Raw genomic sequence first — 26062 nt, 5'->3', positions numbered from 1 at the left:
GACGTTTCAGCCACCTGGCCTGTCCGCCCCCTGTCCCAGCGGGGCGACACGCCCCCAGTCGACAGCACTGGGGGCGAGCGGCCGAATGCTCAGTCGATGACGGCCACGTTGTCGTACATGGCGTCGATCTGCGCCTTGTACTTCGTGCTGCAGACCTTGCGCTTGACCTTCAGGGTGGGCGTCAGCTCGCCGGACTCCTGGGTGAAGTCCGCGGGCATCACCGTGAAGCGCTTGATGGTGGCGTACGGCGGCGAATCCGCGTTCATCTTGTCCAGCACCGCCTTCACGGCGGCGTGGATCTCCGGCCGCTTCGCGTTGTCCGCGTAGCTGCCCACCGGGGCGCCCTTCTCCTCGAGCAGCTTGCGCGCGGAGTCTTCCGCCACGGTGATGAGCGCCACGAGGTACGGGCGCTTGTCGCCGTACACCATGGCCTGGCTCAGCAGCGGGAACGTCTTCAGCGTGTTCTCGATGTTCTGAGGCGCCACGTTCTTGCCGCCCGCCGTGACGATGATGTCCTTCTTGCGGTCGGTGATGCGCAGGTAGCCGTCGGCATCCAGCTCACCGATGTCACCGGTGTGGAACCAGCCGTCCTTCTCCAGCACCTCGGCCGTGGCCGTGTCGTTCTTGTAGTAGCCCTTCATGATGCAGGGGCCACGCACGAGCACCTCGCCATCCGCGGCGATCTTCGCCTCGGTGCCCGGCAGCGCGGGACCGACGGTGCCAATCTTGATCTTGTTCGGACGGTTGGCGTTGGTGGGAGCCGCCGTCTCCGTCAGGCCGTAGCCCTCCACGACCTTGAAGCCCAGCAGGTCGAAGAAGTAGCCAATCTTGCGCGACAGCGGCGCGCCACCGGAGACGAACAGGCGCATGTTGCCGCCCAGCTTCTCGTCCAGCGTGGCCCGCACCTTGGTGAACACCAGCTTCTTCGCCAGCGTGAAGCCGAGCGTGTCGTACGGCCGGCCCTGCTGCATCGCATCGACGTACTCGTCGAAGAGCTTGAAGGCCCAGCGCGTCAGCCGGCCCTTGAGGCCCGGAGCCGACGTGCCGTTGGACACCACCGTGTTGTAGACCTTCTCGAAGACGCGGGGCACCGACGGCAGCACCGTGGGACGCGTCTCCACGATGTTCGCCATCAGCTTGTCCACCGACTCCGCGATGATGAGGCGGAAGCCCATGCTCAGCCACGCCGCCTTCACCACCTGGGCGAAGACGTGCGCCAGCGGCAGGAACAGCATGACGGCGTCCGACGGCTCCATCATGCCGATGGCCTGCACCGCGTGCGCCTGGTACGTCCAGTTGCCGTGGGTGAGGATGGCGCCCTTCGGATCACCCGTGGTGCCGGAGGTGTAGATGAGGCAGTTGGTGTCCTCGGACTTCACGGACGCCACCCGCTCCTCGAAGGCGCCAGGGTTGGCCTGGTGCGCCTCGCGGCCCTGCGCCATGACCTCCGCCAGGGCGACTTCCTGGCCGCCCGCCACGGGACCGTCGAAGACGATGACCTTGGTGACGGTGGGACACTCGGCCAGCTTCTGCCGGACGCGCGTCAGCCGCCCCGCCTGCTTCGCATCCTTCTCGTCGTTGTCCACGAGGACGAACGACGTCTCCGAGTGCTTGATGACATAGCGGAACTCGTCCGGAAGGTTGGACGAGTAGATGGGCACGGTGATGGCCTGCGCCGCGGTGATGGCCAGGTCCGCGACGATCCACTGGAGGCTGGTGTTGGCGAACAGCGCCACCCGGTCTCCGGGCTTCACGCCCTGGGCCACCAGGCCCGCGGACAACGCCTTCACGTCGTCCAGCACCTGTCCGAACGTCACGTCCTGCCAGCGGCCGTCCTTCTTGTGCGTCACACCCGCCTTGGAGGCGTTCTGCGCACGCTGGATCAGCAACTGGACCAGGTTTCCCTCTTGCGCTCCGGCCGCCGAAGCCGAAGGTGCTACCTGATTCTCTGCTCTCACTTGAGCTCCTCCTCGATGTCGGCTTCGACCTTCTTCGCCCACTCCTGGATGCGCTGACCCTCCGGAGGGTCATACGCGACGCTTCCCTGCTTCACCTTCTGGATGGCGTCACGCGCCTCCTTGGCCTTGTCGTCCTTGAGGAGCGTCTCGGCGAGGAAGTAATGCGCGCGCAGCATCTCCGGGTGTTTCTTGATGGCCTTCTCGTAATACTCCGCCGACTTCTTCAGATCCCGCTTCGGCCAGGGCAGCTCGTAGAAGTAGCGACCCTTCACGAGGAGCGGCGCGCTCCAGTTGAAGGTCGGATCAATCTTGATGGCCGTGTCCACGCGCTCGTTGAACTTGCCCTCCAGCCCCTCACCCAGCGCCTTCATGACGCCTACTGCTTGAGAGTAGGCGCCGATACCCGTCGCCGCGTAGTAGTGGCCCTCCACGCGGGCGGGGGCCAGCTTGATGGCCTTCTCGGAGACGTCCCACGTCTGCCGCCCGAGCACCTTCTTGAGCTTCTCGTTGCCCGCCCCGTCCGCCTGCCACTGGAGGAGCCGGGCCTGACGCCACACCAGCTCGAAGTCGTCCGGCGTCGCCGTCAACGCCTTCTTGAGCTCCGCCTCCAGCTCCTTCACCGCCGCGGCGTCCGCGCGACTGGCGTGCAGAGCATCCAGGCGGGCCCACACCTCGGCGTCGGCCGCCCGTGCCGAACCGGCAACGAGCAGGCACAAGGCAAGTAAAATCAGGCGCATGGCCGGTGGGCTTAGCACGCACGCTCGGCCGCACGCAAACCACGCAGGCAGCCTTTCCGGCAAAAAACAAGAGCGGGGCCGGCAAGGGTGGAAGACCCCGCCAGTCCCGCTCAGTCCGCGTATCTCCCCAGGTGGGGAGAAGGTCGGCTCAGGCAGCGTCGGCCGCGGCCTGCTCCTCGTTCTCGTTGAAGGCGGACAGGTAGCGCTCCAGGAACGTCTTCGTCTTGAGCTCCACCTGGCGCACGCGCTCGCGCGATACGCCCCACCGCTGTCCCAGTTCCTCCAGCGTCAGCGGCTTGTCCTGCGTCAGCCGCTCCGTGAGGATGTCCCAGCCCAGGTCGCCAATGCGCTTGCGGACCTTGGTGAGCGCGTCGTGGATTTCGGTGTCCTGCTCATTCGAGAGGAACACGTCCTGGGGCGACGGCCCGTTGTCCTCCAGGCGGTCCAGGAAGGTGGTCTCCCCTTCCTCGTCGATGGAGGCGTCGAGCGAGAAGTCCACCATGCTGCCCCGCTCGGCTTCTCCGCCACGGACCTGGCTGCGGTTGTCCTTCAGGTAGCGGGTGATGTAGGCGCGAATCCACCACACCGCATACGTCGCGAAGCGCACGTTCTTCTTCGGGTCGAAGTGCTCAATCGCCTTCATCAAGCCCACGTTGCCTTCCTGGATGAGGTCATCCAGGCGCGCGCCGCGATTGGCGAACTTCTTCGCCACGGCGACAACGAAGGCCAGATTGGAGGTCGCGAGCGTCTGTCGCGCGGACTCGTCGCCCTTGCGAGCACGACGTGCGAGCTCGTACTCCTGCTCGCGCGTCAGTTGGTGATGTCCCCCCAGGTGACGCAGGTATTGCGACAGGCCCTCCGCCGCAAACTTCGTCGAGTTGGCCATGATTTCCCGTCCTCCGTTCGATGCCGGACGCGCTGTCCCCGCCGACTCGCGTCCACCTGCATCTAGGACGCCCAACGAGCGAAAGGGTTTCTCATTCCATCGCCGAAAGTCGTTTCGACTGTCGACCGTCGTCCCGTGGCGGACGAGAGGCTCGCGCTTCCGCTGACTTGCAAGGTTGAGGAGCGCGGTTATCCCTCGGCGATGGTCACGCTCCGGCTACTCACGTAGAACGCTTGAGCGCGGGGAAGATTTTCTGCGGATTGAGCAACCCTGATGGGTCAAAGAAGGACTTGAGCCGCCGCTGGAGGTCGAGCAGCGCGGGTCCTTGTTCGAGCGCGAGAAATTCCCGCTTCGCGAGGCCCACACCATGCTCGCCTGTGATCGTGCCGCCCAGTTCCACCGTCATCACCAACATGCGGCGCAGGGCTTCGTCCACCAGGCCACGCTGGTGCGGCCCCTCATAGAGGATGTTGGCGTGGAGGTTTCCGTCGCCCGCGTGGCCATAGGTGGCCACGGTGAGTCCCAGCTCGGCGCCCATGATTTTCAGTCGCTGGATGATTTCGGGAATTTTTGAGCGCGGGACGACGATGTCCTCCGAAATCTTGTGAGGCTTCAGCGCGCGCAGCGCCGGCGAAATGGCCCGCCGCACGGCCCACAGCTTCTCTCGCTGCCCCTCATCCCGCGCGACGAGCGTCTGGGTGGCGCCCTGCTGTGCGCAGATGTCGCCGAGCCGTGACAGTTCCTCCAACAGACCTTCTTCACCGTGGCCGTCGACCTCCGCGATGACGACCGAGCCGGCGCCCGCGGGAAACTGGAAGCCTCGGCCGTCCACGGCGCGCAGGGCCACGTCGTCGATGAGCTCCAGGCAGCGCGGGAGGATGCCCGCGGCGAGCACGGCGGAGACTCCGCGCGCGGCGTCCAGCACGGACGGAAAGACGACGAGGGCGGTCAGGACTTTTCGTGGCAGCGGAATGAGCTGCAGGGTGATTTCGGTCGCCACGCCCAAGGTGCCTTCGGAACCCACGAAGAGGCCCACGAGGTCATAACCCGCGACGCCCTTGATGGTGCGGCGGCCAACCCGCAGGACTTCTCCGTCCGGAAGCACCCACTCCAGGCCGATGACGTAGTCGCGCGTGACGCCGTACTTGAGCGCGCGAGGTCCCCCCGCGTTCTCCGCGACGTTGCCGCCCAGCGTGCAGAACTCCCAGGAGTTCGGATCCGGTGGATAGAAGAGGCCCTGCGCTTCCACGGCCTTCATCAAGTCGCCCGTCACCACGCCGGGCCCCACCACGGCCGTGAGGTCCTCCACGGAGATGGAGTGGATGCGGTTCATCCGCTCCAGGCTCACCGCCACGCCACCATTCAGGGGCAGCGAGCCACCGCTCTTGCCACTGCGCGCGCCACAGGGCGTGAAGGGCACGCCGTGCGCCACGCAGGCCTTGAAGACGGCCGACACCTGCGCGGTGGTCTCCGGAAACACCACGACATCCGGAGGGAACACGCCGCTGTCGGACTCATCCCGCCCGTAGGCCGCGAGCGTGTCCGCGTCGCGCCGCAGCTGCCCTTGCGCGAGGACGCTCGCCAGGGCTGCACACACCCGCTCCACGCGCTCGGCATCCACGCGGTCTGTCCGCGCGGACGGGCCACTCATCGCCGAGCCCCCAGCCGGGCCCACAGCTCACGACGAAGCGAGCCATCTCGCCGCAGCTCGCCCTCGTACGCCTCCGCGTGGGTGATGGCGTCGTGCTGCTGGGCGCCTCGCATGCGCAAGCACGCCTGCTCTGCTTCGATGATGCAGGCGGTGGCGGGGCTGCCCAGCACGCGGGCCAGGGCGCTGGACACCTCGCGGGCCAGGTCTTCCTGGAGGATGAGCCGGTGCGCGAAGCAGTCCACCAGCGCGGACAGCCTGCCGAAGCCGGCCATCCGCTTGCCCGGCACATACGCGACATGCACGCGGCCCGTCACCGGCAACAGATGGTGCGGACACATGGAGACGAAGCGCAGGTTCGTCACGACCACGAGCTCGCGCGACGAACCCTTCGGCGTGGGGAACGTCTTGCCCAGCACCTCCTCGGGCGTCTTGGCGTAGCCATCCAGGAACTCACGGCTCCAGGCGTCAGCCACGCGCTGCGGAGTGTCCACCAGGTTCGCATCCCCCAGGGGCAGTCCGGCGGCGTGCAGGAAGGCCTCCACCGCGCGAGCCATGGCGGCGGGGTCCGGCAGGCTGACCAGGGGACTCGGGACGGGGGCCTTGCGAGTGCGAGCTTTGGACGAAGTCACGGGGGAAGGGGCTCCTACAAGGGGCGTTCAGGGAAAGCCGACGCTATCCGATGCCGCGATGAGGATCTCGTCACCTCGCACACGGACTTCGTAGATGCGGACGCTCGCGTCGGGACGCCAGGGGCAGCGCCCCGTCCGCACATCGAAGGGCCAGGCATGCAGCGGACAATGCAGCAGGTGGCCGTCCAGGTCCCCCTCGGCCAGCGAGCCGCCACGATGAGGACAGGTGTCGGCCAGCGCGTGGAGCCGCCCGTCCACACGGACGAGCGCCACCCGGGTGTCTCCCACCTGGACCACCGCGCGACCCCGTGCGTCCAACGCGGTGAGCCGAGCCACCGGAATGTATCGTCCGTCCGGTTGTCCTTCGTCCATACAGGTGTCTCCAACGCCCCGCGAGCCGTTGTCCATCCCGGTGAATGCGGTGACAGAGGTGTACGTCCCACCGCCGTGCTAGCCTGCCTTGACTCGCCCTGGTGCCGTCAGTAGAGCACCTGTGCCTCCTTCATTCCGATGATCCAGCGCGCCCATACCTTCGCCCGTGGCATCGCGACGTTGCTCGTCGCGCTGTGGGCGTTGCAGCCGCTGGGGGCCCTGCTCCACGTCCGGGACGAGCACGCCCACCGCTTCTGCCCCGAGCACCAGACCTTCGAGGAGACCGCCCGGGGCACGGGCTCGATTCAGGCTCGGCTGGCTCCCGAGAAGCTGGCGCAGTTGTCCGCCCTCCCCTCGTCGAACACCGACTCGACACGGCTCACCCATGAGACCTGCCCGCTCCTGACGTCGGGCTCGCGCGACGAGCTGTTCTTCTCCTCGCCGTCCTCCTGGGCCCTGGCCCGGCTCGCGGTCAGCCGTCCCGCCACCGCGCCACCCCACGTCGCTCCCCCGCTCTCCGTCCTCGATACCGCGCCCAAGTCCTCACCACCCGCGCACGCCTGAGTCGCGTCCAGCAGGAGTGGTCAGGTCATGGAGTGGGGCGTGTGCGCACGCGCGCGTCCAGTTTCGAGGAGCATTCCCGGTGTCATCCGTCTCACGTCGTCCGCACGGCGCGTTCATCGCCGTGTCCATCGCAGCCCTGTTGTCCACGGCCACCGCCGCGGCCCAGGAAAACCAACCCCCTCTCTCGCCCGATGCGGGTGTGCCCGAGCCCGACGCGGGAACGCCCGATGAAGTCCCCGCGGGCCTCACGCCCGAGGAGATGGCCGAAATCGAGAAGGCCTTCGGTGGCGACACCCAGCAAGGTGTGCCCGCCGGCACGTCCTCCGCGCCGGACCCCACGCCCGGAGGCGGCCTGCCGCTGTCGATTCCCGGAGGGACGAGCGGCACCAACTTCCTGGACATGAGCTTCATCCTGGATCTCGCCGCGGCGGCCTTCACGTCCAAGGAGCCGCTCCAGGGCGGCGCGCATGACCCCACGCGCAACGGCTTCAACCTCCAGCAGTTGGAGCTGTCCATCGGCTCGGTGGTGGACCCGTACTTCCGCTTCGACGCGAACATCGTCTACAGCCAGTTCGGCGTCGAAATCGAAGAGGCCTACGGCACCACGCTGGCCCTTCCCGGCAGCCTCCAGGTGCGTGCGGGCCAGTTCCTCACGCGCTTTGGCCGCCTGAATGCCACGCACCCGCACGCGTGGGACTTCGTGGATCAACCGTTCGCCATGAGCCGCGTCTTCGGCGCGGAGGGCAACCGGGGCCTGGGCGTGGAGCTGTCCTGGCTGACGCCCCTGCCCTGGTACGTGGAGCTGACCGGCAGCCTCACCGATGCCACGGGCGAGGCCACCGCGCGCAGCTTCCTGGGCGCATCGAATGACCGCGTCCTCTCACCGCTTGACCTCCAGGCCACGGGCGTCCTGAAGCAGTTCTTCGCGCTGTCGGACGACCTGTCCCTGATGTGGGGACTGTCCGGCGCCACGGGCCCCAATCCCACCGGCTATCGCAACCGCACGGATGTCTTCGGCACCGACGTGTACCTGCGCTACCGCCCCATCACCGAGGCCAGCAACACGCTCGTCACCCTCCAGGTGGAGGCCCTCTACCGCCGACGCCAGGTGCCCGACGACGTGCTGACGGACATCAACACCTACGCCCAGCTCGCATGGCGCTTCTCGCAGCGCTGGGCCGCCGCCGCGCGCTATGAGTTCGGCACACCGGCGAAGGGTGAAGGCGGCGCGGTGGCGTTGGATCCGCTGGACCCGGAGTGGACCAAGAACCGGGACCGGATCTCCGCCAACCTCACCTTCTGGCCCACCGAGTTCTCCCGCCTGCGGGTGCAGGCCGCCAGAGACCGGGCACGTTGGCGCGACGAGGCGGACTACTCCGTCTTCCTCGCGCTCGAGCTGGTGACGGGCGCCCACGGCGCTCATGCGTTCTAAACCTCTTTCACGGGAGCCCTGCCCCATGCGCCACTTTCGTTTCGTCGCGGCCCTGTGCGCCGCCCTCTGCCTCTTCGCCGCCGCGCCCGCTCGCGCGGCCGTCAATGTCGTCACCACCCTTCCGGACCTCGCCGCGCTGACCAAGGCGGTGGGCGGAGACCTGGTCCAGGTGCAGTCCATGGCGCTGGGAAGCCAGGACCCGCACCGCGTGGACGCGAAGCCCAGCCTCGCGCTCGCGCTGCGCAACGCGGACCTGCTCATCTCCGTGGGGCTCGACCTGGAGATCGGCTGGTTGCCCAATCTCCAGACCGGCTCGCGCAACCCGCGCATCCAGGTGGGCAACCCCGGCTTCCTCAATGCCTCGCAGTTCGTCCGGTTGCTGGAGGTCCCCGCCACCAAGGTGGACCGCAGCGAGGGCGACGTCCACCCTGGAGGCAACCCCCACTATCTCTATGACCCGCGACAGGGCGCGGCGGTGGCTCGCGGTATCGCCGAGCGACTCGCGCAGCTCGACGCGAAGAACGCGGCGACGTACCGCGCCAACGCCGCGAAGCTGACCGCCGAGCTGGATGCCGCGCGCGTCGGCTGGGAGAAGCGCCTCGCGGGCCTTCGCGGTGCGCCCATCGTCGCGTTCCACCGGACGACGCCGTACCTCGCGGACTGGCTGGGCTTCGAGCCCATCGCGTTCCTCGAGCCCAAGCCGGGCATCCCTCCCAACCCGTCCCACGTGGCCGGCGTCCTCGTGCTGGCTCGGCAGCGCAAGGCCCGCATGGTGCTCATCGAGAGCTACTACAACGACCGGGAGGCGAAGATGGTCGCGGGCATGATTCCGGCGCCAGTCGTCGTCCTCCACGGCGGCACGGACTTCCGCTCGGGCGAGACCTACGTCCAGCACATCAACGAGCTGGTGGGCAACCTGGAGAAGGCGCTCACCCCCGGAAAGGGAGGTTGAGTCATGAGGACTCGACTGCTGCTCCCCGTGTTGCTCCTGTCCGGCTGCGCGCTGGACTCGGGCGAGGGCTTCGCGGTGCTGGAGCCCACCGTCACCGCGAGCTACGTCCCCGTGGCGTCGCGTGACGCGGGCAATGGCTTCCAGCGCCTCGCGTCGGACTATCAGGTGAGCCTGGGCTCGGCCGCGCTGGGCATCTCCCACGTGGAGCTGGTGGGGGGCGCGGGAGGCGGAGGGCCAACGACGTTCGACCCCGCCAATCCGCCACCGGGTTACAGCCTGTGCCACAACGGGCACTGCCACAGCGACAGCGGCGGGCTCGTGGACTACGAGGACATCGAGGCGGAACTCGGTGGAGGCGGCTCCTCCACCACGCTCGTCGCCGCGCTCCATGTGGATGGCGAGCTGAACCTGCTGACCCCCGCGGCCACTCCGGTGGAGTGTGAGCCGGACTGCGAGCTGCCCCGCACCACCGTGTCCCGAGGTGTCTGGGAAGTGACGTCGGTGACGCTGACGGGCACGGTGCGCGACTCGCGCGCCACGCCGAGGCTTCAGGAAACGGCCTTCCGGATGACCGTGGTGTCCGAGGACGTCGCGGAGGGCGAGGAGGCCACGCCGCTCTTCACGCTGACGGGCGAGGTGGACGTGCCGTCGGACCGGGAGCACGAGCCGCGCGTGAAGCTGGCGCTGGCGCTCGAGGTTCCGCCCACCGTGTTCGACGGACTGGATTGGGCCACATTGACTCCCGGCGCGGATGGCGTGCTGGACCTGGGCACCGTCGCCAACGAGGCGGCGCGCAAGGCCCTGCTGGAAGAGCTCGCGGCCCTGAAGCCCGAAGCGGAGGTGCGACGTGAAGACCGATGAGCCCGTGAGTCCCGAGGCCGCAACCCACGCGGTGCCACCGAGCTTCACGCTCGGCGAGCCGCTGCTCACCTGCACCGAGCTGGTCATCGGCTACAACGATAAGGCCATGCTGCCGCCCATCAACATGGTCATCCGCCGGGGCCAGTTCGTCGCGGTGGTGGGCCGCAACGGCTCAGGCAAGAGCACGTGGTTCAAGACGCTGCTGGGGATGATCGACCCGGTGTCGGGCGCCATTACCCGGGGCCATCCGGAGATGCGCAGCGCCTACGTGCCACAGACATCCAGCATCGACTCGCTGCTGCCGCTACGGGCCTGGGAGCTGACCGCCTGGGGCCGGCTGCGCAACTGGAGCTTCCTGTGGCCCTTCGCGCGCAAGGCGGACCGGGCCGCCGTGGAGGTCGCGCTGGAGACGGCCGGCGCCAAGGCCATCGCGAACAGGCCCTATCGCGAACTCTCCGAGGGACAGAAGCAACGCACGCTCCTGGCCCGACTCATCGCCACCGAGGCGGACATGGTGCTGCTCGACGAGCCGACCGCCGCGATGGACGCGGTGGCCGAGCGCGAGACGATGCAGCGGCTGTGCATGCTCGCGCGGCAGCGAGGACTGGGCGTGGTGGTGGTGTGCCACGACCTGGAGGTCGCCGCCGAGCACGCGGACGTGCTGCTCTTCGTGGACCGGGAGACCTCCGCCTTCGTCGTGGGCGACGCGCGCACCGTGTTCTGCCACCCCGCCTTCCGTCGTCAGTACGGCGACGAGTACTGCCACCGCGCCCCCGAGGGACCCCACCGTGGATCCGATGCTCGCTGAACCGTCCCAGTGGCAGCAGTTCGTCGAGGGGTTCGAGCTGTTCCGGGACCCGCTGCTGTGCGCCCTCCTCGCCGGCGGCGTGCTGGGCTTCCTGAGCGTCTACGTGGTGCTGCGGCGCATGGTGTTCGTCAGCGCCGCGGTGGCCCAGTCCGCCGGCCTGGGCGTGGCGCTGGCGTTCTACATGGGCATCCACCTGGGCTTCGAGGTGGAGCCCGTCATCGGCGCCACCGCGCTCGCGCTCCTGGCGACGCTGCTCTTGATGATGGACCCCACGAAGCTGCGGCTGACTCGGGAGAGCCTGCTGGGCCTCGCCTACGCGCTGTCCGGCGGCGCGGCCGTGCTGGTGGGTGACCGCATCGCCCAGGAGTCCCACGACATCCAGGGCATCCTCTTCGGCACCGCCGTGCTGGTGACACCCGAGCAACTGCGCACCGTGGCCATCGCCAGCATCCTCGTCATGGTCATCCACCTCTGGTGGTACCGGGGCATCACCTTCGCGAGCTTCGACCGCATCGGCGCGCTGGTGCAGGGCCTGCCCGTCCGCCTGTTGGACGGCGTGCTGATGGTGTCCATCGGCGTCATGGTCGGCGTGTGTGCCCGAGCCCTCGGCGCGCTGCCGGTGTTCGCCTTCTCCACGCTGTCCGCCATCGCCGCGCTGATGTTGGATTTGCGGCTGCCCTGGACGTTCTTCGTGGCCACGCTCGCGGGCATCGTCTCCGGCGTGGGCGGCTACATGTTCGCCTACTTCTTCGACTTCCCGGTGGGTGGCTCGCAGACGGTGGTCGCGGCGATGCTGGTGGGCCTGGCCATGGGTGCGCGCGCACTCATCCAACTGGCCCAGCGCGGAGCGAAGTGAGCAGCAACCGCGCCGGGTGAGCGACATTCCCCGGCGCGCAGATATGTGCCTGAGTGACATCCGTTCCCCCTTCATCTCGACGATGGATTTCCCGAGGGGGTGCGCATGAGGCAGCGAGGCTGGTGGCTGTGTCTGCTCTGGATGGCGAGCATGGGTTGCGTGCATCGCCCACGCACCACGGAGCCCGAGACGCCGAAGTTCGAGCACGTCTTCCAGAAGCCCCTGGAGGAAGCGCTGGCCGCCACCCGGCAGTTGCTCGCCTCCCGAGGCTACGCCATCGAGGAGACGACGGATCCGACCCAGTTCGTCACGAAGTGGAAGACCCAGGACAGGGGCGACACGGGGAATGACCGCTACACGCGCTTCGTGGTGACGGGCCTCTCCGTGGCCCCGCGACAATCCGTCGTCCGCATCTTCCGGATGAACTTCAACGCCATGGGCAACGACGTCAACCACAAGGCCAACTGGTGGCGGATCGAGTACAACTACTATGTCCACGACTCGAGCCCCTTCAACGACCAGGGGCCACCGCTCCGAAATGCGCGGAGCGAACGCATCGAGTTGCGCACGCTGACGAATGGCACGCGAGACCTGGACCTCGAGCGGGAGTTGACGCTGAGACTGGAGTCGACCCCGTCGTTGGAGGTGGTGAGCGGCAACGTGCGAGAGGAGCCGCGCCCCAAGGCCGTGCGCGACTCGGACTTCTACCTCACGAGGTGGAAGCAGGAGGCCGCCGAAGCAGGCCCCTGTGGCGAGGCCATGCGTGGGCTTCCGGAGGTGCTGGACCTCGGACTGACGCTGCTGGTGGGAGAACAGCTCGGCTCTCGTGAAGCCCCCTCGGTGGTGGGAGAGCTGGTGTGTCAGGTCGCCGAGGCAGGGCTGCCCGTCGCACTGGGGTTGTCCATTCCCCGCTCCGAGCAGGAACGAGTGGACCGCTACCTCGCGAGCCCGGGCGCTCCCGCGGACCAGGATGCGCTGCTAGAGGGGCGCTTCTGGCAGCGGCCCTACCAGGATGGACGCAGCAGCCGCGCCATCATGGACCTCATCGACCGCGTCCGCGCTCTGCGCATGACGGGCTTGAGCGTGACGCTCCTGGCGTATGACACGGACCTGGCTGGCGGAAGCAAACGCGACGCTCAGCAGGCCGCCTTCTGGAACCAGCGCCGCGAGACACAACAGTTCGAAGTCCAGGTCATCCTCGCCGGCAACACGCATACGCGCACCGTCACCGGCACCCCCTGGGACCAGGACTTCACGCCCATGGCGCATCTCTTGAAGTCCCCACGCCTCGTCGTTCTGGAGATGAGCTACGCCCAGGGGACGCGCTGGGGTTGCGACCTGGACCGCGAAGGGAAGCTTCAGTGCGGGCTCATCGGCTCGACACCGTCGGGCAGGGTTGCGGCACACCCCGGCATGTCGCCGTTCATCACGTCCTTCGCCACGCCGACGCCCGAGGGTACCCACGGCATGCTCTATGTCGGAGCGCTGACGCCGTCCCTCCCCGCCATCTCCAAGCAGCAGGAGGCGCCGCTTCCCATTCGCCCCCCGCTGCCGCCGCTGCGGGATGGAGACAAGCCTCCGATGTTCTAGGCGTCAACGGACCGCGGTGGAGACCTTCTTGAACTCGGGCGTGCCCGCGCGCCCGAGCAAGTCGAACAGCGCGGCCTCCACCGTGGCCACCGTCGCTCCCGCATCGCGGCACAGGTCCAGGCCCACGCGCCGGTCCTCCGTCGAGCGCGACAGCACCGCGTCCGCCAGCAACACCGGCGTGAAGCCACGCTCCGCGAAATCGCGCACCGTCTGGAAGACGCAGATGTGCGTCTCCATGCCGGCCACCAGCACCTGCTTGCGCGTCCCCAGCTGCGCGAGCACGTCCGGCACGGCGGCGCTGAACTCCAGCTTCTCCACCGCCTTGAAGCTCCCCAGCTTCAGCCGCAGCAGCGAGTGCGTGGGCCCCAGGCCCTGGGGATACTGCTCGGTGATGATGACGGGGAGGCCGAGCGCCCGGGCGCCTTCGACGGCGGCGCTGGTGCGCGCGAGCATCCGGTCCAGCGCGTCGCGGTCCATGGCCGCGCACAGGCGCTCCTGGATGTCCACGACGAGCAACGCGGCCTGGTCCTGCGTGAGACGGAAGGTGGGCATGCCCCCTCTCCTCGCGCGAACGACTCCGGCCCGTCAAGCGGCGGGCGCATCGGACGCCCTTGGCTCGACGCTTTCGCTCAGCCGGCTTCGGGCGGGCAACACTCGCGACACAGGGCCCGGTTGCGCCCATGCGCCACGGCCATCAACAACCCGCCTCCCAGGGTGAGCCCCATCTCCCACCGCTCGCCCGCGCCCTCGGGGACCAGGAACGCCCCCGCGCCCAGCAGGGCCAGCCCACCTCCGGCGAGCACGGGCACCACCCCACGCCGATGCAGCCTCCATCCCGGGATGAAGGCCGCGAGCGCGCCCAGCAACACCAGCGCGAACAACCATCGATGCGTCCCCTCCCCGCCCAACCACCGCGCCGCCGCCGCGGGCAAGAGCCCGAGCACGGCGGGGAGCACCACGCAGTGGACGACACACAGCGCGGAGAGCAGCTGCCCCACCCCATCCCAACGAGAGGGCGCGGCGAGACTTCGTTCCAGAGAGCTCAACAGGACACCTTCTCCAACGGGCGGAAATCAGGAGGCACCGGGAGCGGAGCCTCGGTCGTGTGGACCAGTCGCAGGATGCGGCCACGCCCGTCGACATACGTCCGCGCGCGCCGCAGCTCCGGCAGGTGCGCGTCCGCGTCACGCCACCGGTCGAGGAAGGAATTGAAGTCCTGCACCGCCAGGACCCTGTCTCCCAGGGCCGCCCGCGCCTCGGCCAGGAGCAGACGGAAGTGACCGCAACCCGGTCGCTCAACCACCAGGGCCCGGGCCAGCTCCAGCGCCTTCTCCTCGCGCTCACCGCGCAGCCGGGCTCTCGCCAGCGTCTCTCGCGCGGGGCGGGAGAACGGCGCGGGTCCCGACGCGCGAAGCCGGCGCTCCATGCGCCACGCTCGAATCAACGTGGCCTCCGCGCGGCCTCCATCTCCCCGCCGTGCCTCCAGCGAGCCACGCAGCTCGTTCTCCGCCACCTCCAGCACCCGCGCGACATCGCGAGGGCACAGCGCGCGTCCCTCCGAGCGCCGCACCTCGGACAGCGATGGCTGCAACTGCTCGAGCGCCACGCATGCACGCTCCACGTCCGACAGCCGTCCCCCATCCAGCGCGTTGATGCCCCGCGTATACAGTCGGACACCGTCGCGAAGGACACGCTCGGCGGTGGTGAGCTCGCGGGCGAACTCCAGCTGCACATCCGCCGCCGCTCGACAGAATCCGAAGCGCAGGTGCGTGGCCACCAGCGTGGTCGCCGCGAACAGCAGCGCCTGCGGCTCGCCTCCGGCCGACTCCACGCGCTGACGCAGCCGCCGCGCCCATGTCTGCGCGTCACTGTACTGCCCTGCTTCCGCGCAGCCCTGGCTCAGCAGCCGCATGGCCAGCTCCGCGCAAGGCGCGAAGACAGCGGGCAGCGACTCCCTCGCGAGGTACACGTCATCCGCCTCCACCGCGGCCTCCAGCACGCGGTAGGCGGCATCCGTCTCGCCCAGCCGGCCCAGCAGTCGTCCCGAGGCCAGCAGCGCGAAGCTGGCTCCGGGCGCGAGCTTCGGCAGCCGCAGTGCGCTCTCCCGCGCCGCTTCGGGCCGGGCGCTCGGGAGCATGGTGCAGACCCAGGCGAAGTGGACGCCGGAGTGGTCGGGGTTCGTGCGCAGCAGCTCGCGCAGCATCACCTGCGCATAGGGCTGCCCCTGGCCGGGACGCCCATCCGGCTCGTAGCCATCCGCCAGGAAGCCGGCCAGCAACAGCCGCGCCTCAGAGTCCTCCGGATAGCGGTCGACCAGGCTCTCCATCTCCCGCACGAAGGCGTGGCGCCCGTTCGACGGTCCCTTCTCCGCGAGCAGGCTGGCCGCGACGATGTAGCGCTGTTCGACATCCGGCAGCCCCTCGCTCAACGCGAGCGCTCGGGCCATCGCGTCGGCCCGAGCAGCGGCGAAGCGCGCTCCAGCCCCCCGCGTCAGCGCCAGGCCCCACCACGCCATGGCCAGCTCCGGGTCCAGCCGGGCCGCCTCCGCGAAGGAGCGACGCGCCTCCGGGCCCCAGCCCAGGTGCAGCAGGCTCAAGCCCTGGTCGAAGTAGGCCTGCGCCAGCGGCACGCGCGTGCTCACCTTCAGGTGAGATGTGCCCAGCCCCTCGCGAAGCGGCGGTCGAGGAAGCGCCTCATCCCCGACGTCCTCCCAGGCGGCCTGGACGTAGACGGATGGCTCATCGTTGCGAAGCAGTCGCGACAGCATGATGTCCTCCCAGTGCCCCGGAAGCCGAGGCGCCACAGGCGTTGAAACCCAAATCCAGTGAGCGGATGCGCGTGCCGAGCCGCCACCACGCGGCGGCCAGCGTCTCCGGTGGAACAGCGGGCGCCTTGCGCCGAGCCGCCACACAGACGCGCCTCCATTCGAGTCCCACTTCCCGGGTCACCCAGTCTTCGTGCCCGGCGAACCACTCGGCGAGCCCCGCCAGACTCCGACGGACCTCGCGTCGCTCCTCCACGGTGGCGGGAGCGCGCCACGTGCCCAGCTCACAGGCCCGGTACGTCGGACCCGACGGGGCACGCTCCAGCCAGCGAGGGGTGAAGCCGTCCCGTGGGACGAAGACGGCCTGACCGCACTCGCACAACGCGCCGAAGCCCCACAGCGACAGACGACCTCCGTCCGGCAACGCGACGGAGTACGCGCTTTGACCTTCCACCCCTTCGGGCCGCGCGTGGCGGACGAGGCCACGACGCATGAGGAGGTTGCCCTCCGGGCAGAGCACGTCCTGCCCGAGACACCACAAGGTGACGTCGAACAACCGGTCCGCGTCCCGAAGGACGTCGTGAGGAAGAATCGGTAGGGCTTCGGCGATGGACATGCGGGCCTTTCGACTCAGCTCGCGGACTTCTTCGCGGGGCCGGAGCGAACGGCGACCTCGCCGAACAGGGCCTTGGGGTCCACCGCGCCGCTCCCCTTCTTCGAGAGCACCGCGTTGATGGCCCGCACCAGCTTGCCGCGCACCCGACGCGGCAGCGGCTGGTCCGCGAGCGCCGCATGGAGCTGCTGCCCGCTCACGCCCCTGCCACTCTTCGGCTTGGCGAGCGACAGCTCCGTGTAGCTCTTGCCCTGCGTGTCCTTGTTGCGCCGCTTGTCGGAGCGCTTGCGCTTGAGCGTGCGGTCCGTTTCGGCCTGGGCCTCCAGCTGGCGCGACAGGCGCAGCAGCGTGTCGGAGGCAATCTGCTTCTCGGTCAGGAACTGCTGAAAGGATCCCATGGTCTTCGTCTCCAGGAGGGGCCGGCACGAAGCCGGCCCCGGATTCAGGGTGAAGCGCCGGGGCACCCGCCCCGGGCTCGCGGCTAGTGCTCGTGGCCCTCGTGCGACGCCTCCTCGATGACGAGGTTGACGGACGCCGCGGACGTGGGGCCGAAGGTGAAGGTGTGCGTGCCGACCGTCAGCGGGACGACGTGCCGTCCCTTGATTTCGGTGCACGTCTCGGAGCTCTTGGTGCTCTCCTCGATCTCCACCGCCGCGCCGCTGCCGTTGGTGATGGAAACGGGGACGTCCGCGCTGGTGTAGAGGACGTAGTCCGTGGCTTCCGACGCGGCGAACGTGACGGAGCCCGTGCGGCCGCCCGAGCCATCCACCAGGGTGATGTCGTAGCGGCGGTGGTCGTTGGCCACCAGCGGAGGCGTGCCCGTGGTGGTGGCGAGGATGGGGACGGCGGGACCCTCGCGCAGGTGCTCGCACCCCTCGACGTCAACGGACTCCTCGGGCTCCTCGTCGTCGCCGCAGGCGGCGGACAGGAGCGCGGTGGACATCAGGAGGGCGGCCAGAAGCTTCTTGTTCATGTGTGTAGCTCCACGTGGATGGACAGCAGGTCCCCAGCCACCAACGCCGCCACGGACCCCACCGGTGAAGGCGGAGCCAGAACGGACACCGGAGGCGGGGTGGGAATCGCGCGGAACACGCGCGACACGGGGGGCGAGAGCGTGCACGCAGGGGAAACGGGCCATCCGGCGGCGCGTCGCGCGACCGCTGACGCACGGCTCCATTTCCTGGAACCGGACGTCAGTCAGTGGCCACGGACCGCGGCCTTCTCACGGCGTGACTGTGCCGGGAGCGAGGGACGCGTACCCTGGGTGATGGCTCAGGCGCGAGGCGGAGAGGCCTTGGGGGCCAGATGCAGCCGGGCGACAGGCTCCGCATGGAAGCGGAACACCGCCAGCGCCGGTGCCGAACGGGTGGGCACCCGGGTGAGGACGGGGCCGCCCTCCACCGGAGGCGGGGCCTCCCGGCGGATCAACGTGTGAAGACAGTGCGCCTCGGCGCCATGGCCCGGAGGAGCATCCTCACGGGAGGCGAGCCGGACGTCGTCGAAGGACTCCTCGACGACAGGCGCCAGGTGCGAGCCGCCCTCCTCCACGTGGACCACTTCCCCATGCTCCAGACACGTCGCGTGCTGGACCAGCGCGAAGTGCAGCACGTTCCCCATGTACGCCAGCGCACACACGGCCACGAGCGGCAGCGCCAGCAGGCGCGACCGGGCGAGACACGACGGCGTTGGGCGAAGAGAGCGGCTCACGTGAAGGGATTTCCGGCGGTAAACGCAATGCGGTTGTAAGCCAGACGAAGCGCGCGTGCAAGTCATACGGAATCACACACATCACTCCGTGCCCCCGCACGCGGCGCGTGTCTCCACCGACGTCACACGAGGGCGTGGAGCCTCCGGCCGGCGAACGGGCGGGCCGCTGAGTCGGGGCACCACCGCGTCCAGGAGACTCGCGCCGATGGACGGTGGGCCCCTCGGAGAATAGGTTCGCCAGCTCCCGGGCTCGTCCCGGGCAAGCCGAGGGACAGAAATACCCGTGCAAGAGCTCATCGACGTGCTGCGACACCAGGCACGCCACTTCGCGCCCGAGCTGTCACAGCTCGCATACAAGCGGGGTCTGGCGGTGACGCAGCTGGACGGCACCACCCGCCCCATCCCCATCACCGCGACGCCCGTCATCCTCGACGCCGCGGAGATCCGCCGTCGCGCGGAGCTGTCCGCGCGCCTGTCCTCCGCCACGGTGAAGATGGCACGCGCCACGCTCGAGGGGCCCGACGCCCAGGAGCTGCTGGGCGCCCTGTCCCCGCTCGAGCGAACGCTCGCCGAGCGCACGTGGCGACAGTCCGCGCGCCTGGCCACCACCCGCGTGGACTACTTCGTGTCGGGCGGGAAACCCTGGGCGCTGGAGGTCAACGCGACCATCCCAGCCATGCAGGGCTATTCGGACATCGCGGCCCGCTCGTTCATCGAGGTGGTGGCCCGGCACTTCCGCTATCCGGAGAAGGCCCTCGCCTCGCTGCTGGCCCTCAACGGCAGCAACGCGCTGGCGCTGTACCGAGCCCTGCTGGACGGCTACGCGGCCGAGCGCCCCGGGAAGTTCCCGGACACGGTGGCCCTGCTGTGTCGCCGCAACGACGCGCAGATCTCCGAGCTGCGCTGGCTGTGTGAGCGCTTCCGCGAGATGGGCGCGGACGCGGACCTGGTGCATCCGGACGAGGTCTCCGGCGACGACGCCTTCGAGGTGCGCGGCAAGAAGTACGACCTCGTCTATCGCCACCTCTTCGTGCGGCGGCTGGAGCAGACGCCGTCCCCGTGGGTGGAGGACTTCCTGGGCACGGTGCCCGGCAAGAAGGCCGTGTTCCTCAACCCTCCCGCCTCGCAGGTGGAGGTGAAGTCCACCTTCGCGCGGCTGTCCCAGGCGCTCGCGGAGCCCGCGCTCGCCGAGGCCGCGGGCCTCACCGCCGAGGAGCTGGAGGCCGTGCGCACCTCGGTTCCCTGGACGCGCATCTTCAAGGCCGGCCCCGCCTCGGGCCCGGACGGAGGGCGACTGGACGACCTGGTCACCGAGGTGGCGAGGACGCCCGCTCGCTTCGTGCTCAAGCGGGCCTGGGACTATGGCGGCAAGGCCGTCTTCATCGGTCGCTCGGTGGGCACGGTGCCCTACACGGAGCGCGTGACGGCCGCGTATGGCGAGCTGCTGGGCTGGCCGGAGCTGTGCGCCCGCGCCGCGGCGGACCCGACGGGCGGCGGCTTCGTGGTGCAGGAAATCGTGGACTCTCCCCCGGAGGACCACCTGCTCTGCGAGCCGAACGGTACGGTGTTCCCCGCATCGTTCTTCGTGGACTACTCGGCGTACGCCTCCGTGGGGCTGGAGAAGCAGCCTGCCTGGGGGGGCGTGTGTCGGGGCTCCCTGGCGGAAATCGTGAATATCGTGGGCGGCGGCGGCGTGCTGCCACTCATCACCACCGAGGTCGCCTCGAAGCTTTTGCTCGCGTGGAAGGCGATTTAAGGGAAGCGTCCTACGGGGTCCGCGCACGCCCCGGGTGAAGACGCTATAAGCAGTGGCGCCGCCGGGCTGAAGCTCCGGCGCGAAAGGATACGGTTCATGGCCTGGGAAACTTCCGGATGGCAGACGGCCGAGAGCGACTCGGTCAACTCCGTGCTGGTGCAGGAGTCGAAGCGCGCGTTCATGACGCGCGTGCATGGGTGGATGTTCGCGGGGCTGCTCGTCACCGGCGTGATGGCCATGGCGACGCTGAGCAACGAGGCGCTTTTGCGCACGGTCATCAACTGGCGCCTGGGATTGTTCGGCGTGCAGCTTGTCGCGGTGCTCGGGCTGTCGTTCCTCGCGCCGCGCCTGTCGGGCCCGGTCGCCGCGGCGCTGTTCCTCGGCTACTCCGCGCTCACGGGGATGACCCTCTCCGTCATCTTCCTCATCTACACGGCGGGCAGCATCGCCCAGGCGTTCTTCCTGACAGCGGGCGTCTACGGCGCCATGGCCATCTACGGCACCGTCACGAAGAAGGACCTGAGCGCGTGGGGCACCTTCCTCTTCATGGGCCTCATCGGCGTGGTGCTGGCCGGCGTCGTCAACATCTTCGTCCGCAGTGACATGGTGTCCTTCGTCGGCGCCTGCGCGGCCGTGCTCGTCTTCTCCGGCCTGACGGCATACGACACCCAGAAGCTGCGGGAGATGCACGCCAACACCGGCTACAGCAGCGCCGCCACGGTGAGCATCGTCGGCGCGCTGACGCTGTACCTGGACTTCATCAACCTGTTCCTCGCCATCCTCCGGCTGCTCGGTCGCCGTCGATAGTCGACCAGTCAACAGTTCCGGCCTTACGAAGCGGCGGCGCGCTCCCACCCGGGTCGCGTCGCCGCTTTTCGTTTTCGAGCGTTGACCCGATTTCCGGCCTTCTTTCCTCCATCCATGGGCACAGGAGGAAACCCGCAATGTTCAGGCCCCTCGCGTCATCACTCGTCGTGCTGTCCCTGCTGTCCGCCAGTCTGGCGTCAGCGCACGGCTCCATGGAGGTCCCCCTCAGTCGCGTCTACAGCTGCTTCAAGGAAGGTCCGGAGTCGCCCAAGTCCGCGGCCTGCAAGGCCGCCATCCAGGCCGGTGGCACGCAGGCGCTCTACGACTGGAACGGCGTGCGACAGGGCGCGGCCAACGGCCGGCACCGCGAGCTCATCGCGGACGGCAAGCTGTGCAGCGCCGCCAACGAGAGCCACAAGGGCCTGGACCTGGCGCGCACGGACTGGCCCGCGACGCTCATCGCCCCGGACTCCAGCAACCGCTTCGAGTTCGTCTTCCACGCGACGGCGCTGCACGCGACGTCCTACTTCCATCTCTACGTCACGAAGGAGGGTTACAACCCGGCGCTGCCGCTGAAGTGGTCCGACCTGGAAGCCACCCCCTTCTGCACGCTGACGGGGAACGCCCTGCAGTCGAACAACCGCTACCGCTTCACGTGCCCCTTCCCGCAGGGCCGCACGGGGCAGCACGTCATCTATGCCATCTGGCAGCGCTCCGACAGCCCGGAGGCCTTCTACTCCTGCAGCGACGTGAAGTTCAGCAACACGCCGCCGCCGCCCACGTCGTGGAAGGAGCTGGGCGCGGTGCAGGCCCGCGAGGACCTGCCGGCCCGGAGCAAGGTGACGCTGCGCCTGTTCAACAGCGGCGGGGGTGACGCGGAGACGCACCCGCTCCAGCTCGACTCGGCCACGCCCGCGGCCACGTGGATGTACCTGCTGGCCCAGCGGGTGAACGCCAGCTCCAGCCGCGTGCAGGTGGGCGAGCTGCAATCCACGGGCGTCGTCAACCCCGTCAACAGCGCCACCGGAAACCGCGTCTACTCGCGCGAGGCGAGCGACACCTTCCAGCTCGATATCGAGAAGCCCACGGGCGGTGGCGGAGACCCCGCGCAGTACACGTACCCGAATGGCATCTCCAACTACGTGGCGGGAACGCTCGTCCAGGGCACGAACGGGAGCATCTACCGCTGCAAGCCCTTCCCCTACTCCGGCTGGTGCCAGGGCTCGGCGCCGTACTACGCCCCGGGCACCGGCAGCCACTGGGGCGACGCGTGGGAGTTCGTGCGCTGAAGCGGACGTCCGCTGTCACGACGTGAGCCCGCACGCGGGCCGCTACACACCCGAGGGCGGGGAGCCGACAGTCGTCAGCTCTCCGCCTTCTCCTTGCGCGCGAAGGGCATCACCAGCCGCGCCACGGGGCGGCCCTGCATCAGGTGCTCCTCGACGATTTCGGGCACGTCCTCCACCTTCACTCCGCCGTACCAGGTGCCCTCCGGGTAGACGACCACGGAGACGCCAAAGGAGCAGGTGTCGAGGCACCCGGCCGCGTTGGCGCGCATCCGTCCCTTCACCCCGCGCTTGTCGAGCTCCGCCTTGAAGGCCGCGCGCACCTCCTCCGCGCCCTTGGAGGCGCAACAGCCCTTGGGATTCCCATCCGGGCGGCGGTTGGTGCAGACGAAGACGTGGCTCTGGAACGGAGGAGGCATGAGCGCCTCCTAACGCGCTGGTTCCCCGAAATCGACCCCCACCTGTCCGCCGGACAACGGACCGAACAGGCGGGCAGATGACGAATCGGGACGTCGCCCCTGGCCAGCTACAGGGATGATGCACAGACTTTCAGCAAACGTCCCCCAGTGATCACGCTCGTTTGCATCGGAGTGACGCTACATGCCTCGCCAAGTGTTATCAGCAAACGTAGAGTCCCCCTTGACTTGGCGCGGAAAAGGCCCCGAATCTGCCCCTCCTGGCTGGTCGTGCTACAGGCCGCTACGCCTTTCCCCCGCACCGAGGCTCGCCGGCGGAGCCACATTTAGTAGTGTGTGCGACACTTCCCAGCACTACTAGTGGGGTCAGTGCTGTTCTTGATCAGCCGCCCCCAAACGCGTATTGATCCGGCCGCCTGGCCAGCGGCCAGGCAATCTCCCCATCTGCGGTCCGGGGCTCGAGCCCCGCCACGAAACACTTCGCGAGTCCACTCCGGAGTCGTCCACGGCTGTCCGCGTGACGTCCCTGGAACCTTCGGAATCTCGCGCCCTTAGCGTTTCGCAAAATTTTGCATCACAACCCAGAGTGTATTTTGGAGGGTGGCGACATGGAGAAGGAGCTGAGTGCGAAGCCCCTGGTGAGCGGGAAGGAGCGGCGGGCGAGTCGCGGCAAGGCGAAGGTCGCCGCGACGGGGCTGAGCGTGGAGCGCTACTTCACGACGCCTGGAGTGGACCCGGCGGACGAGCTGGCGTGGGAGTACCGCGGCGCGAGCATCACCGGGGAGGACGGCAAGGCGGTCTTCGAGCAGAAGAACATCGAGGTCCCCCGCTCCTGGTCGATGCTGGCGACGAACGTGGTGGCGTCGAAGTATTTCCGGGGCACGCCGGGGACGGATGAGCGTGAGACGAGCGTGCGCAAGCTGGTGGCGCGCGTGGTGGACACCCTGTCCCGCTGGGGCGTGGAGGGGGGTTACTTCTCCGCCGAGACGGACCGCGAGACGTTCCACGCGGAGCTGACGCACCTGCTCTTGCGGCAGAAGGCCTCGTTCAACTCGCCGGTCTGGTTCAACGTGGGCGTGGAGGCGCAGCCGCAGTGCTCGGCGTGTTTCATCAACAGCGTGGATGACTCCATGGAGTCCATCCTCACGCTGGCGCGCACGGAGGGCATGCTCTTCAAGTACGGCAGTGGCACGGGCAGCAACCTGTCCACCATCCGGGGCAGCAAGGAGCTCCTGGCGGGCGGCGGCACCGCGTCCGGGCCGGTGTCGTTCATGCGCGGCTTCGACGCCTTCGCCGGCGTCATCAAGAGCGGCGGCAAGACGCGGCGCGCGGCGAAGATGGTCATCCTCAACGCGGACCATCCGGACGTGCTCGAGTTCATCCGGTGCAAGTCGAACGAGGAGAAGAAGGCCTGGGCGCTCATCGAGGCCGGGTATGACCCGTCGTTCAACGGCGAGGCGTACGCGTCGGTGTTCTTCCAGAACTCGAACAACTCGGTGCGCGTCACCGACGACTTCATGAAGGCCGTGGTGGCGGACGGGCCGTGGCAGACGCGCACGGTGCGCGAGGGCCAGCCGCTGGAGACCTTCCGGGCAAGGGACCTGTTCCGCGAAATCGCCGAGGCCGCGCACCTGTGCGGCGACCCGGGGATGCAGTTCGACACGACGGTGAACCACTGGCACACGTGCGCGGGCACGGCGCGAATCAACGCGTCCAACCCGTGCTCGGAGTACATGTTCCTGGACGATTCGGCGTGCAACCTGGCGTCGCTGAACCTGATGCACTTCCGCGACATCGCCGGCGACTTCGACGTGCCGGCCTTCAAGCACGCGGTGGACGTGCTCCTCCTGGCGCAGGAAATCATCGTCGGCTTCTCGCGCTACCCCACCGAGCGCATCGGCAAGAACAGCCACGACTACCGGCCGCTGGGGCTGGGCTTCGCGAACCTGGGCGCGCTGCTGATGGCGTCGGGCCTGCCGTATGACTCCGACGCGGGCCGCAACTACGCGTCCGCCATCACCTCGCTGATGTGCGGCGAGGCGTACGCGATGAGCGCGCGCATGGCGGAGAAGCAGGGGCCGTTCGCCGGCTACGCGACGAACGCGGAGCCGATGCTGGGCGTCATCCGCAAGCACCGCAAGGCGGCGTACAACGTCCCGGCGCAAGGCGTGACGGCGGAGCTGCACGCGGCGCAGAAGGCCGCGTGGGACGTGGCGCTGGCGCTCGGCGAGGTGCACGGCTTCCGCAACAGCCAGGTGACAGTGCTGGCTCCCACGGGGACCATCGGCTTCATGATGGACTGCGACACCACGGGCATCGAGCCCGACATCGCGCTCATCAAGTACAAGAAGCTGGTGGGCGGCGGGATGCTGAAGATCGTCAACCAGACGGTGCCGCAGGCGCTGGAGAAGCTGGGTTATCCGCAGACGCAGGCCCAGGACATCATCAGCGCCCTGGACAAGGCGGACACGATTGAAGGCGCACCGCATCTGAAGTCCGAGCACCTGGCGGTGTTCGACTGCGCGTTCAAGCCGGCGAAGGGCTCACGCAGCATCCACTGGATGGGCCACATCCAGATGATGGAGGCGTGCCAGCCGTTCCTCTCCGGAGCCATCTCCAAGACGGTGAACATGCCGTCGGACTCGACGGTGGAGGACATCGAGAAGGCCTACATGGAGTCGTGGAAGCGCGGCCTGAAGGCGGTGGCCGTCTACCGCGACGGGTGCAAGCGCACGCAGCCGTTGAACACGTCGAAGGAGACGGTGAAGGACACGCGCAAGGCCCCGGTGGCCGCCGTCGTCGAGCCCGCGGTGAAGCCCGAGCCTCGCGCGGTGCGGCGCCGGCTGCCGGACGAGCGGCGCTCCATCACCCACAAGTTCTCCATCGGCGGCCATGAGGGTTACCTCACGGTGGGCATGTACGAGGACGGAACGCCGGGTGAGCTGTTCATCGTCATGGCGAAGGAGGGCTCGGTGGTCAGCGGGCTGATGGACAGCTTCGCGACCAGCATCTCCCTGGCGCTCCAGTACGGCGTCCCGCTGAAGGTGATGGTGGACAAGCTGAGCCACACGCGCTTCGAGCCGAGCGGCTTCACGGGCAACCCCGCAATCCCCATCGCCAAGTCCATCACCGACTACATCTTCCGGTGGCTGGAGCTGAAGTTCCTGCCGAACGAGGACGCGGTCGAGGACGCCATCCTCGCCCCAGCGGACGCGCCGGCGACGCAGCCCGCCCTGCCCGCGCAAGTGACGTCGCTGTCGCTCCCCGCGCAGAACACTCGCGCGACGTGGCTCAACCAGGCGGACGCCCCGCCCTGCCACACCTGCGGCGCCATCATGGTGCGCAGCGGCGCTTGCTATAAGTGCGGCAACTGCGGAGCCACCAGCGGCTGCAGCTGAAGCCGTCGGACGCGGACTT

The 26062-nt window shown here is 68.6% G+C and carries 25 protein-coding genes; 11 read left to right on the top strand and 14 right to left on the bottom strand.

The window, feature by feature from the left end; translation table 11 throughout:
- Positions 1-89 precede the first annotated feature (89 nt).
- The 6 genes from HUA76_RS25515 to HUA76_RS25490 all read right to left on the bottom strand — a co-directional run bounded on the left by HUA76_RS25515 (position 90) and on the right by HUA76_RS25490 (position 6233).
- Complete coding sequence (locus HUA76_RS25515) at positions 90-1958, bottom strand: long-chain fatty acid--CoA ligase (RefSeq protein WP_174455189.1); 1869 nt, start codon at positions 1956-1958, stop codon at positions 90-92.
- Complete coding sequence (locus HUA76_RS25510; protein WP_141644937.1) at positions 1955-2695, bottom strand: tetratricopeptide repeat protein; 741 nt, start codon at positions 2693-2695, stop codon at positions 1955-1957. Before HUA76_RS25510 ends, HUA76_RS25515 begins: the two co-directional genes overlap by 4 nt.
- A gap of 148 nt (positions 2696-2843) precedes the next feature.
- The gene (locus tag HUA76_RS25505; protein ID WP_141644938.1) at positions 2844-3581 is read right to left on the bottom strand and encodes an RNA polymerase sigma factor RpoD/SigA; all 738 of its coding nucleotides are present in this window, start codon (positions 3579-3581) and stop codon (positions 2844-2846) included.
- A 220-nt stretch (positions 3582-3801) separates the two neighbouring features.
- A complete protein-coding gene (locus HUA76_RS25500) occupies positions 3802-5232 on the bottom strand; it encodes an FAD-binding oxidoreductase (RefSeq protein ID WP_174462335.1) in 1431 nt (476 codons plus the stop codon).
- Positions 5229-5786, bottom strand: a complete 558-nt coding sequence (gene folE, locus HUA76_RS25495; RefSeq protein ID WP_217440203.1) for a GTP cyclohydrolase I — start codon at positions 5784-5786, stop codon at positions 5229-5231. Before folE ends, HUA76_RS25500 begins: the two co-directional genes overlap by 4 nt.
- A 102-nt stretch (positions 5787-5888) precedes the next feature.
- Complete coding sequence (locus HUA76_RS25490; RefSeq protein ID WP_174455187.1) at positions 5889-6233, bottom strand: Rieske 2Fe-2S domain-containing protein; 345 nt, start codon at positions 6231-6233, stop codon at positions 5889-5891.
- Positions 6234-6371: 138 nt separating this feature from the next.
- Here HUA76_RS25490 and HUA76_RS25485 point away from each other — a divergent pair, with 138 nt between their 5' ends.
- From HUA76_RS25485 to HUA76_RS25455, 7 genes are all read left to right on the top strand, one after another.
- Positions 6372-6797, top strand: a complete 426-nt coding sequence (locus HUA76_RS25485) for a hypothetical protein (RefSeq protein ID WP_141644942.1) — start codon at positions 6372-6374, stop codon at positions 6795-6797.
- A 79-nt stretch (positions 6798-6876) separates the two neighbouring features.
- Positions 6877-8229: a zinc-regulated TonB-dependent outer membrane receptor gene (locus HUA76_RS25480; protein WP_174455186.1), complete on the top strand. Its 1353-nt coding sequence runs from the start codon at positions 6877-6879 to the stop codon at positions 8227-8229.
- Between the two features lie 25 nt (positions 8230-8254).
- On the top strand, positions 8255-9181 hold the full coding sequence (locus tag HUA76_RS25475) for a metal ABC transporter substrate-binding protein (protein WP_141644944.1): 927 nt from the start codon (positions 8255-8257) through the stop codon (positions 9179-9181).
- Between the two features lie 3 nt (positions 9182-9184).
- Positions 9185-10042: a hypothetical protein gene (locus HUA76_RS25470; RefSeq protein ID WP_174462334.1), complete on the top strand. Its 858-nt coding sequence runs from the start codon at positions 9185-9187 to the stop codon at positions 10040-10042.
- The gene (locus tag HUA76_RS25465) at positions 10029-10850 is read left to right on the top strand and encodes a metal ABC transporter ATP-binding protein (protein WP_174462333.1); all 822 of its coding nucleotides are present in this window, start codon (positions 10029-10031) and stop codon (positions 10848-10850) included. Before HUA76_RS25470 ends, HUA76_RS25465 begins: the two co-directional genes overlap by 14 nt.
- Positions 10831-11706, top strand: coding sequence for a metal ABC transporter permease (locus tag HUA76_RS25460; protein WP_141644946.1), 876 nt, complete (start codon positions 10831-10833; stop codon positions 11704-11706). Before HUA76_RS25465 ends, HUA76_RS25460 begins: the two co-directional genes overlap by 20 nt.
- A 105-nt stretch (positions 11707-11811) precedes the next feature.
- Complete coding sequence (locus HUA76_RS25455) at positions 11812-13296, top strand: hypothetical protein (RefSeq protein ID WP_174455183.1); 1485 nt, start codon at positions 11812-11814, stop codon at positions 13294-13296.
- 3 nt (positions 13297-13299) lie between these two features.
- Here HUA76_RS25455 and HUA76_RS25450 read toward each other — a convergent pair whose 3' ends face one another.
- The 7 genes from HUA76_RS25450 to HUA76_RS25420 form a co-directional block, all read right to left on the bottom strand.
- Positions 13300-13848, bottom strand: a complete 549-nt coding sequence (locus HUA76_RS25450; protein ID WP_141644948.1) for an isochorismatase family protein — start codon at positions 13846-13848, stop codon at positions 13300-13302.
- Positions 13849-13925: 77 nt separating this feature from the next.
- Positions 13926-14342 (bottom strand): MerC domain-containing protein, encoded by a 417-nt coding sequence (locus tag HUA76_RS25445; protein WP_174462332.1) that lies wholly within the window; start codon positions 14340-14342, stop codon positions 13926-13928.
- Positions 14339-16063 carry a hypothetical protein gene (locus HUA76_RS25440; RefSeq protein ID WP_174462331.1) on the bottom strand — a complete coding sequence of 575 codons (1725 nt, stop codon included), beginning with the start codon at positions 16061-16063 and terminating at the stop codon, positions 14339-14341. Before HUA76_RS25440 ends, HUA76_RS25445 begins: the two co-directional genes overlap by 4 nt.
- On the bottom strand, positions 16035-16676 hold the full coding sequence (locus HUA76_RS25435) for a hypothetical protein (RefSeq protein WP_141647054.1): 642 nt from the start codon (positions 16674-16676) through the stop codon (positions 16035-16037). The genes HUA76_RS25440 and HUA76_RS25435 overlap by 29 nt, the downstream gene beginning before the upstream one ends.
- 14 nt (positions 16677-16690) lie before the next feature.
- Positions 16691-17071: a hypothetical protein gene (locus HUA76_RS25430; RefSeq protein ID WP_174462330.1), complete on the bottom strand. Its 381-nt coding sequence runs from the start codon at positions 17069-17071 to the stop codon at positions 16691-16693.
- Positions 17072-17154: 83 nt separating this feature from the next.
- A complete protein-coding gene (locus HUA76_RS25425; protein WP_174462329.1) occupies positions 17155-17646 on the bottom strand; it encodes a hypothetical protein in 492 nt (163 codons plus the stop codon).
- A 299-nt stretch (positions 17647-17945) separates the two neighbouring features.
- Positions 17946-18380 (bottom strand): hypothetical protein, encoded by a 435-nt coding sequence (locus tag HUA76_RS25420; RefSeq protein ID WP_371817243.1) that lies wholly within the window; start codon positions 18378-18380, stop codon positions 17946-17948.
- 283 nt (positions 18381-18663) lie between these two features.
- On the opposite strand from HUA76_RS25420, the gene HUA76_RS25415 reads away from it, so the two are divergent.
- From HUA76_RS25415 to HUA76_RS25405, 3 genes are all read left to right on the top strand, one after another.
- Positions 18664-20136: a hypothetical protein gene (locus HUA76_RS25415; RefSeq protein WP_174462328.1), complete on the top strand. Its 1473-nt coding sequence runs from the start codon at positions 18664-18666 to the stop codon at positions 20134-20136.
- A gap of 96 nt (positions 20137-20232) precedes the next feature.
- Positions 20233-20943 carry a Bax inhibitor-1/YccA family protein gene (locus tag HUA76_RS25410; protein ID WP_141647049.1) on the top strand — a complete coding sequence of 237 codons (711 nt, stop codon included), beginning with the start codon at positions 20233-20235 and terminating at the stop codon, positions 20941-20943.
- 137 nt (positions 20944-21080) lie between these two features.
- Complete coding sequence (locus HUA76_RS25405; protein ID WP_174462327.1) at positions 21081-22232, top strand: lytic polysaccharide monooxygenase; 1152 nt, start codon at positions 21081-21083, stop codon at positions 22230-22232.
- A gap of 74 nt (positions 22233-22306) precedes the next feature.
- Here HUA76_RS25405 and HUA76_RS25400 read toward each other — a convergent pair whose 3' ends face one another.
- Positions 22307-22648 (bottom strand): ferredoxin, encoded by a 342-nt coding sequence (locus HUA76_RS25400; protein WP_141647047.1) that lies wholly within the window; start codon positions 22646-22648, stop codon positions 22307-22309.
- 605 nt (positions 22649-23253) lie between these two features.
- Here HUA76_RS25400 and HUA76_RS25395 point away from each other — a divergent pair.
- Complete coding sequence (locus HUA76_RS25395; RefSeq protein ID WP_174462326.1) at positions 23254-26043, top strand: vitamin B12-dependent ribonucleotide reductase; 2790 nt, start codon at positions 23254-23256, stop codon at positions 26041-26043.
- Positions 26044-26062 lie beyond the last annotated feature (19 nt).

Origin of the sequence: Myxococcus sp. CA056 (assembly GCF_013336715.1) — a bacterium.
GTDB lineage: Bacteria > Myxococcota > Myxococcia > Myxococcales > Myxococcaceae > Myxococcus > Myxococcus llanfairpwllgwyngyllgogerychwyrndrobwllllantysiliogogogochensis.
This window is presented reverse-complemented; position numbering and strand designations above follow the sequence as displayed.

What these genes read in the sequence shown, in the direction of transcription:
- HUA76_RS25510 (WP_141644937.1), bottom strand. Translation starts at nt 2,695, where the DNA reads ATGCGCCTGATTTTACTTGCCTTGTGCCTGCTCGTTGCCGGTTCGGCA.
- HUA76_RS25505 (WP_141644938.1), bottom strand. Translation starts at nt 3,581, where the DNA reads ATGGCCAACTCGACGAAGTTTGCGGCGGAGGGCCTGTCGCAATACCTG.
- HUA76_RS25500 (WP_174462335.1), bottom strand. Translation starts at nt 5,232, where the DNA reads ATGAGTGGCCCGTCCGCGCGGACAGACCGCGTGGATGCCGAGCGCGTG.
- folE (WP_217440203.1), bottom strand. Translation starts at nt 5,786, where the DNA reads ATGGCTCGCGCGGTGGAGGCCTTCCTGCACGCCGCCGGACTGCCCCTG.
- HUA76_RS25490 (WP_174455187.1), bottom strand. Translation starts at nt 6,233, where the DNA reads ATGGACGAAGGACAACCGGACGGACGATACATTCCGGTGGCTCGGCTC.
- HUA76_RS25485 (WP_141644942.1), top strand. Translation starts at nt 6,372, where the DNA reads ATGATCCAGCGCGCCCATACCTTCGCCCGTGGCATCGCGACGTTGCTC.
- HUA76_RS25475 (WP_141644944.1), top strand. Translation starts at nt 8,255, where the DNA reads ATGCGCCACTTTCGTTTCGTCGCGGCCCTGTGCGCCGCCCTCTGCCTC.
- HUA76_RS25470 (WP_174462334.1), top strand. Translation starts at nt 9,185, where the DNA reads ATGAGGACTCGACTGCTGCTCCCCGTGTTGCTCCTGTCCGGCTGCGCG.
- HUA76_RS25455 (WP_174455183.1), top strand. Translation starts at nt 11,812, where the DNA reads ATGAGGCAGCGAGGCTGGTGGCTGTGTCTGCTCTGGATGGCGAGCATG.
- HUA76_RS25450 (WP_141644948.1), bottom strand. Translation starts at nt 13,848, where the DNA reads ATGCCCACCTTCCGTCTCACGCAGGACCAGGCCGCGTTGCTCGTCGTG.
- HUA76_RS25440 (WP_174462331.1), bottom strand. Translation starts at nt 16,063, where the DNA reads ATGCTGTCGCGACTGCTTCGCAACGATGAGCCATCCGTCTACGTCCAG.
- HUA76_RS25435 (WP_141647054.1), bottom strand. Translation starts at nt 16,676, where the DNA reads ATGTCCATCGCCGAAGCCCTACCGATTCTTCCTCACGACGTCCTTCGG.
- HUA76_RS25430 (WP_174462330.1), bottom strand. Translation starts at nt 17,071, where the DNA reads ATGGGATCCTTTCAGCAGTTCCTGACCGAGAAGCAGATTGCCTCCGAC.
- HUA76_RS25425 (WP_174462329.1), bottom strand. Translation starts at nt 17,646, where the DNA reads ATGAACAAGAAGCTTCTGGCCGCCCTCCTGATGTCCACCGCGCTCCTG.
- HUA76_RS25410 (WP_141647049.1), top strand. Translation starts at nt 20,233, where the DNA reads ATGGCCTGGGAAACTTCCGGATGGCAGACGGCCGAGAGCGACTCGGTC.
- HUA76_RS25405 (WP_174462327.1), top strand. Translation starts at nt 21,081, where the DNA reads ATGTTCAGGCCCCTCGCGTCATCACTCGTCGTGCTGTCCCTGCTGTCC.
- HUA76_RS25400 (WP_141647047.1), bottom strand. Translation starts at nt 22,648, where the DNA reads ATGCCTCCTCCGTTCCAGAGCCACGTCTTCGTCTGCACCAACCGCCGC.
- HUA76_RS25395 (WP_174462326.1), top strand. Translation starts at nt 23,254, where the DNA reads ATGGAGAAGGAGCTGAGTGCGAAGCCCCTGGTGAGCGGGAAGGAGCGG.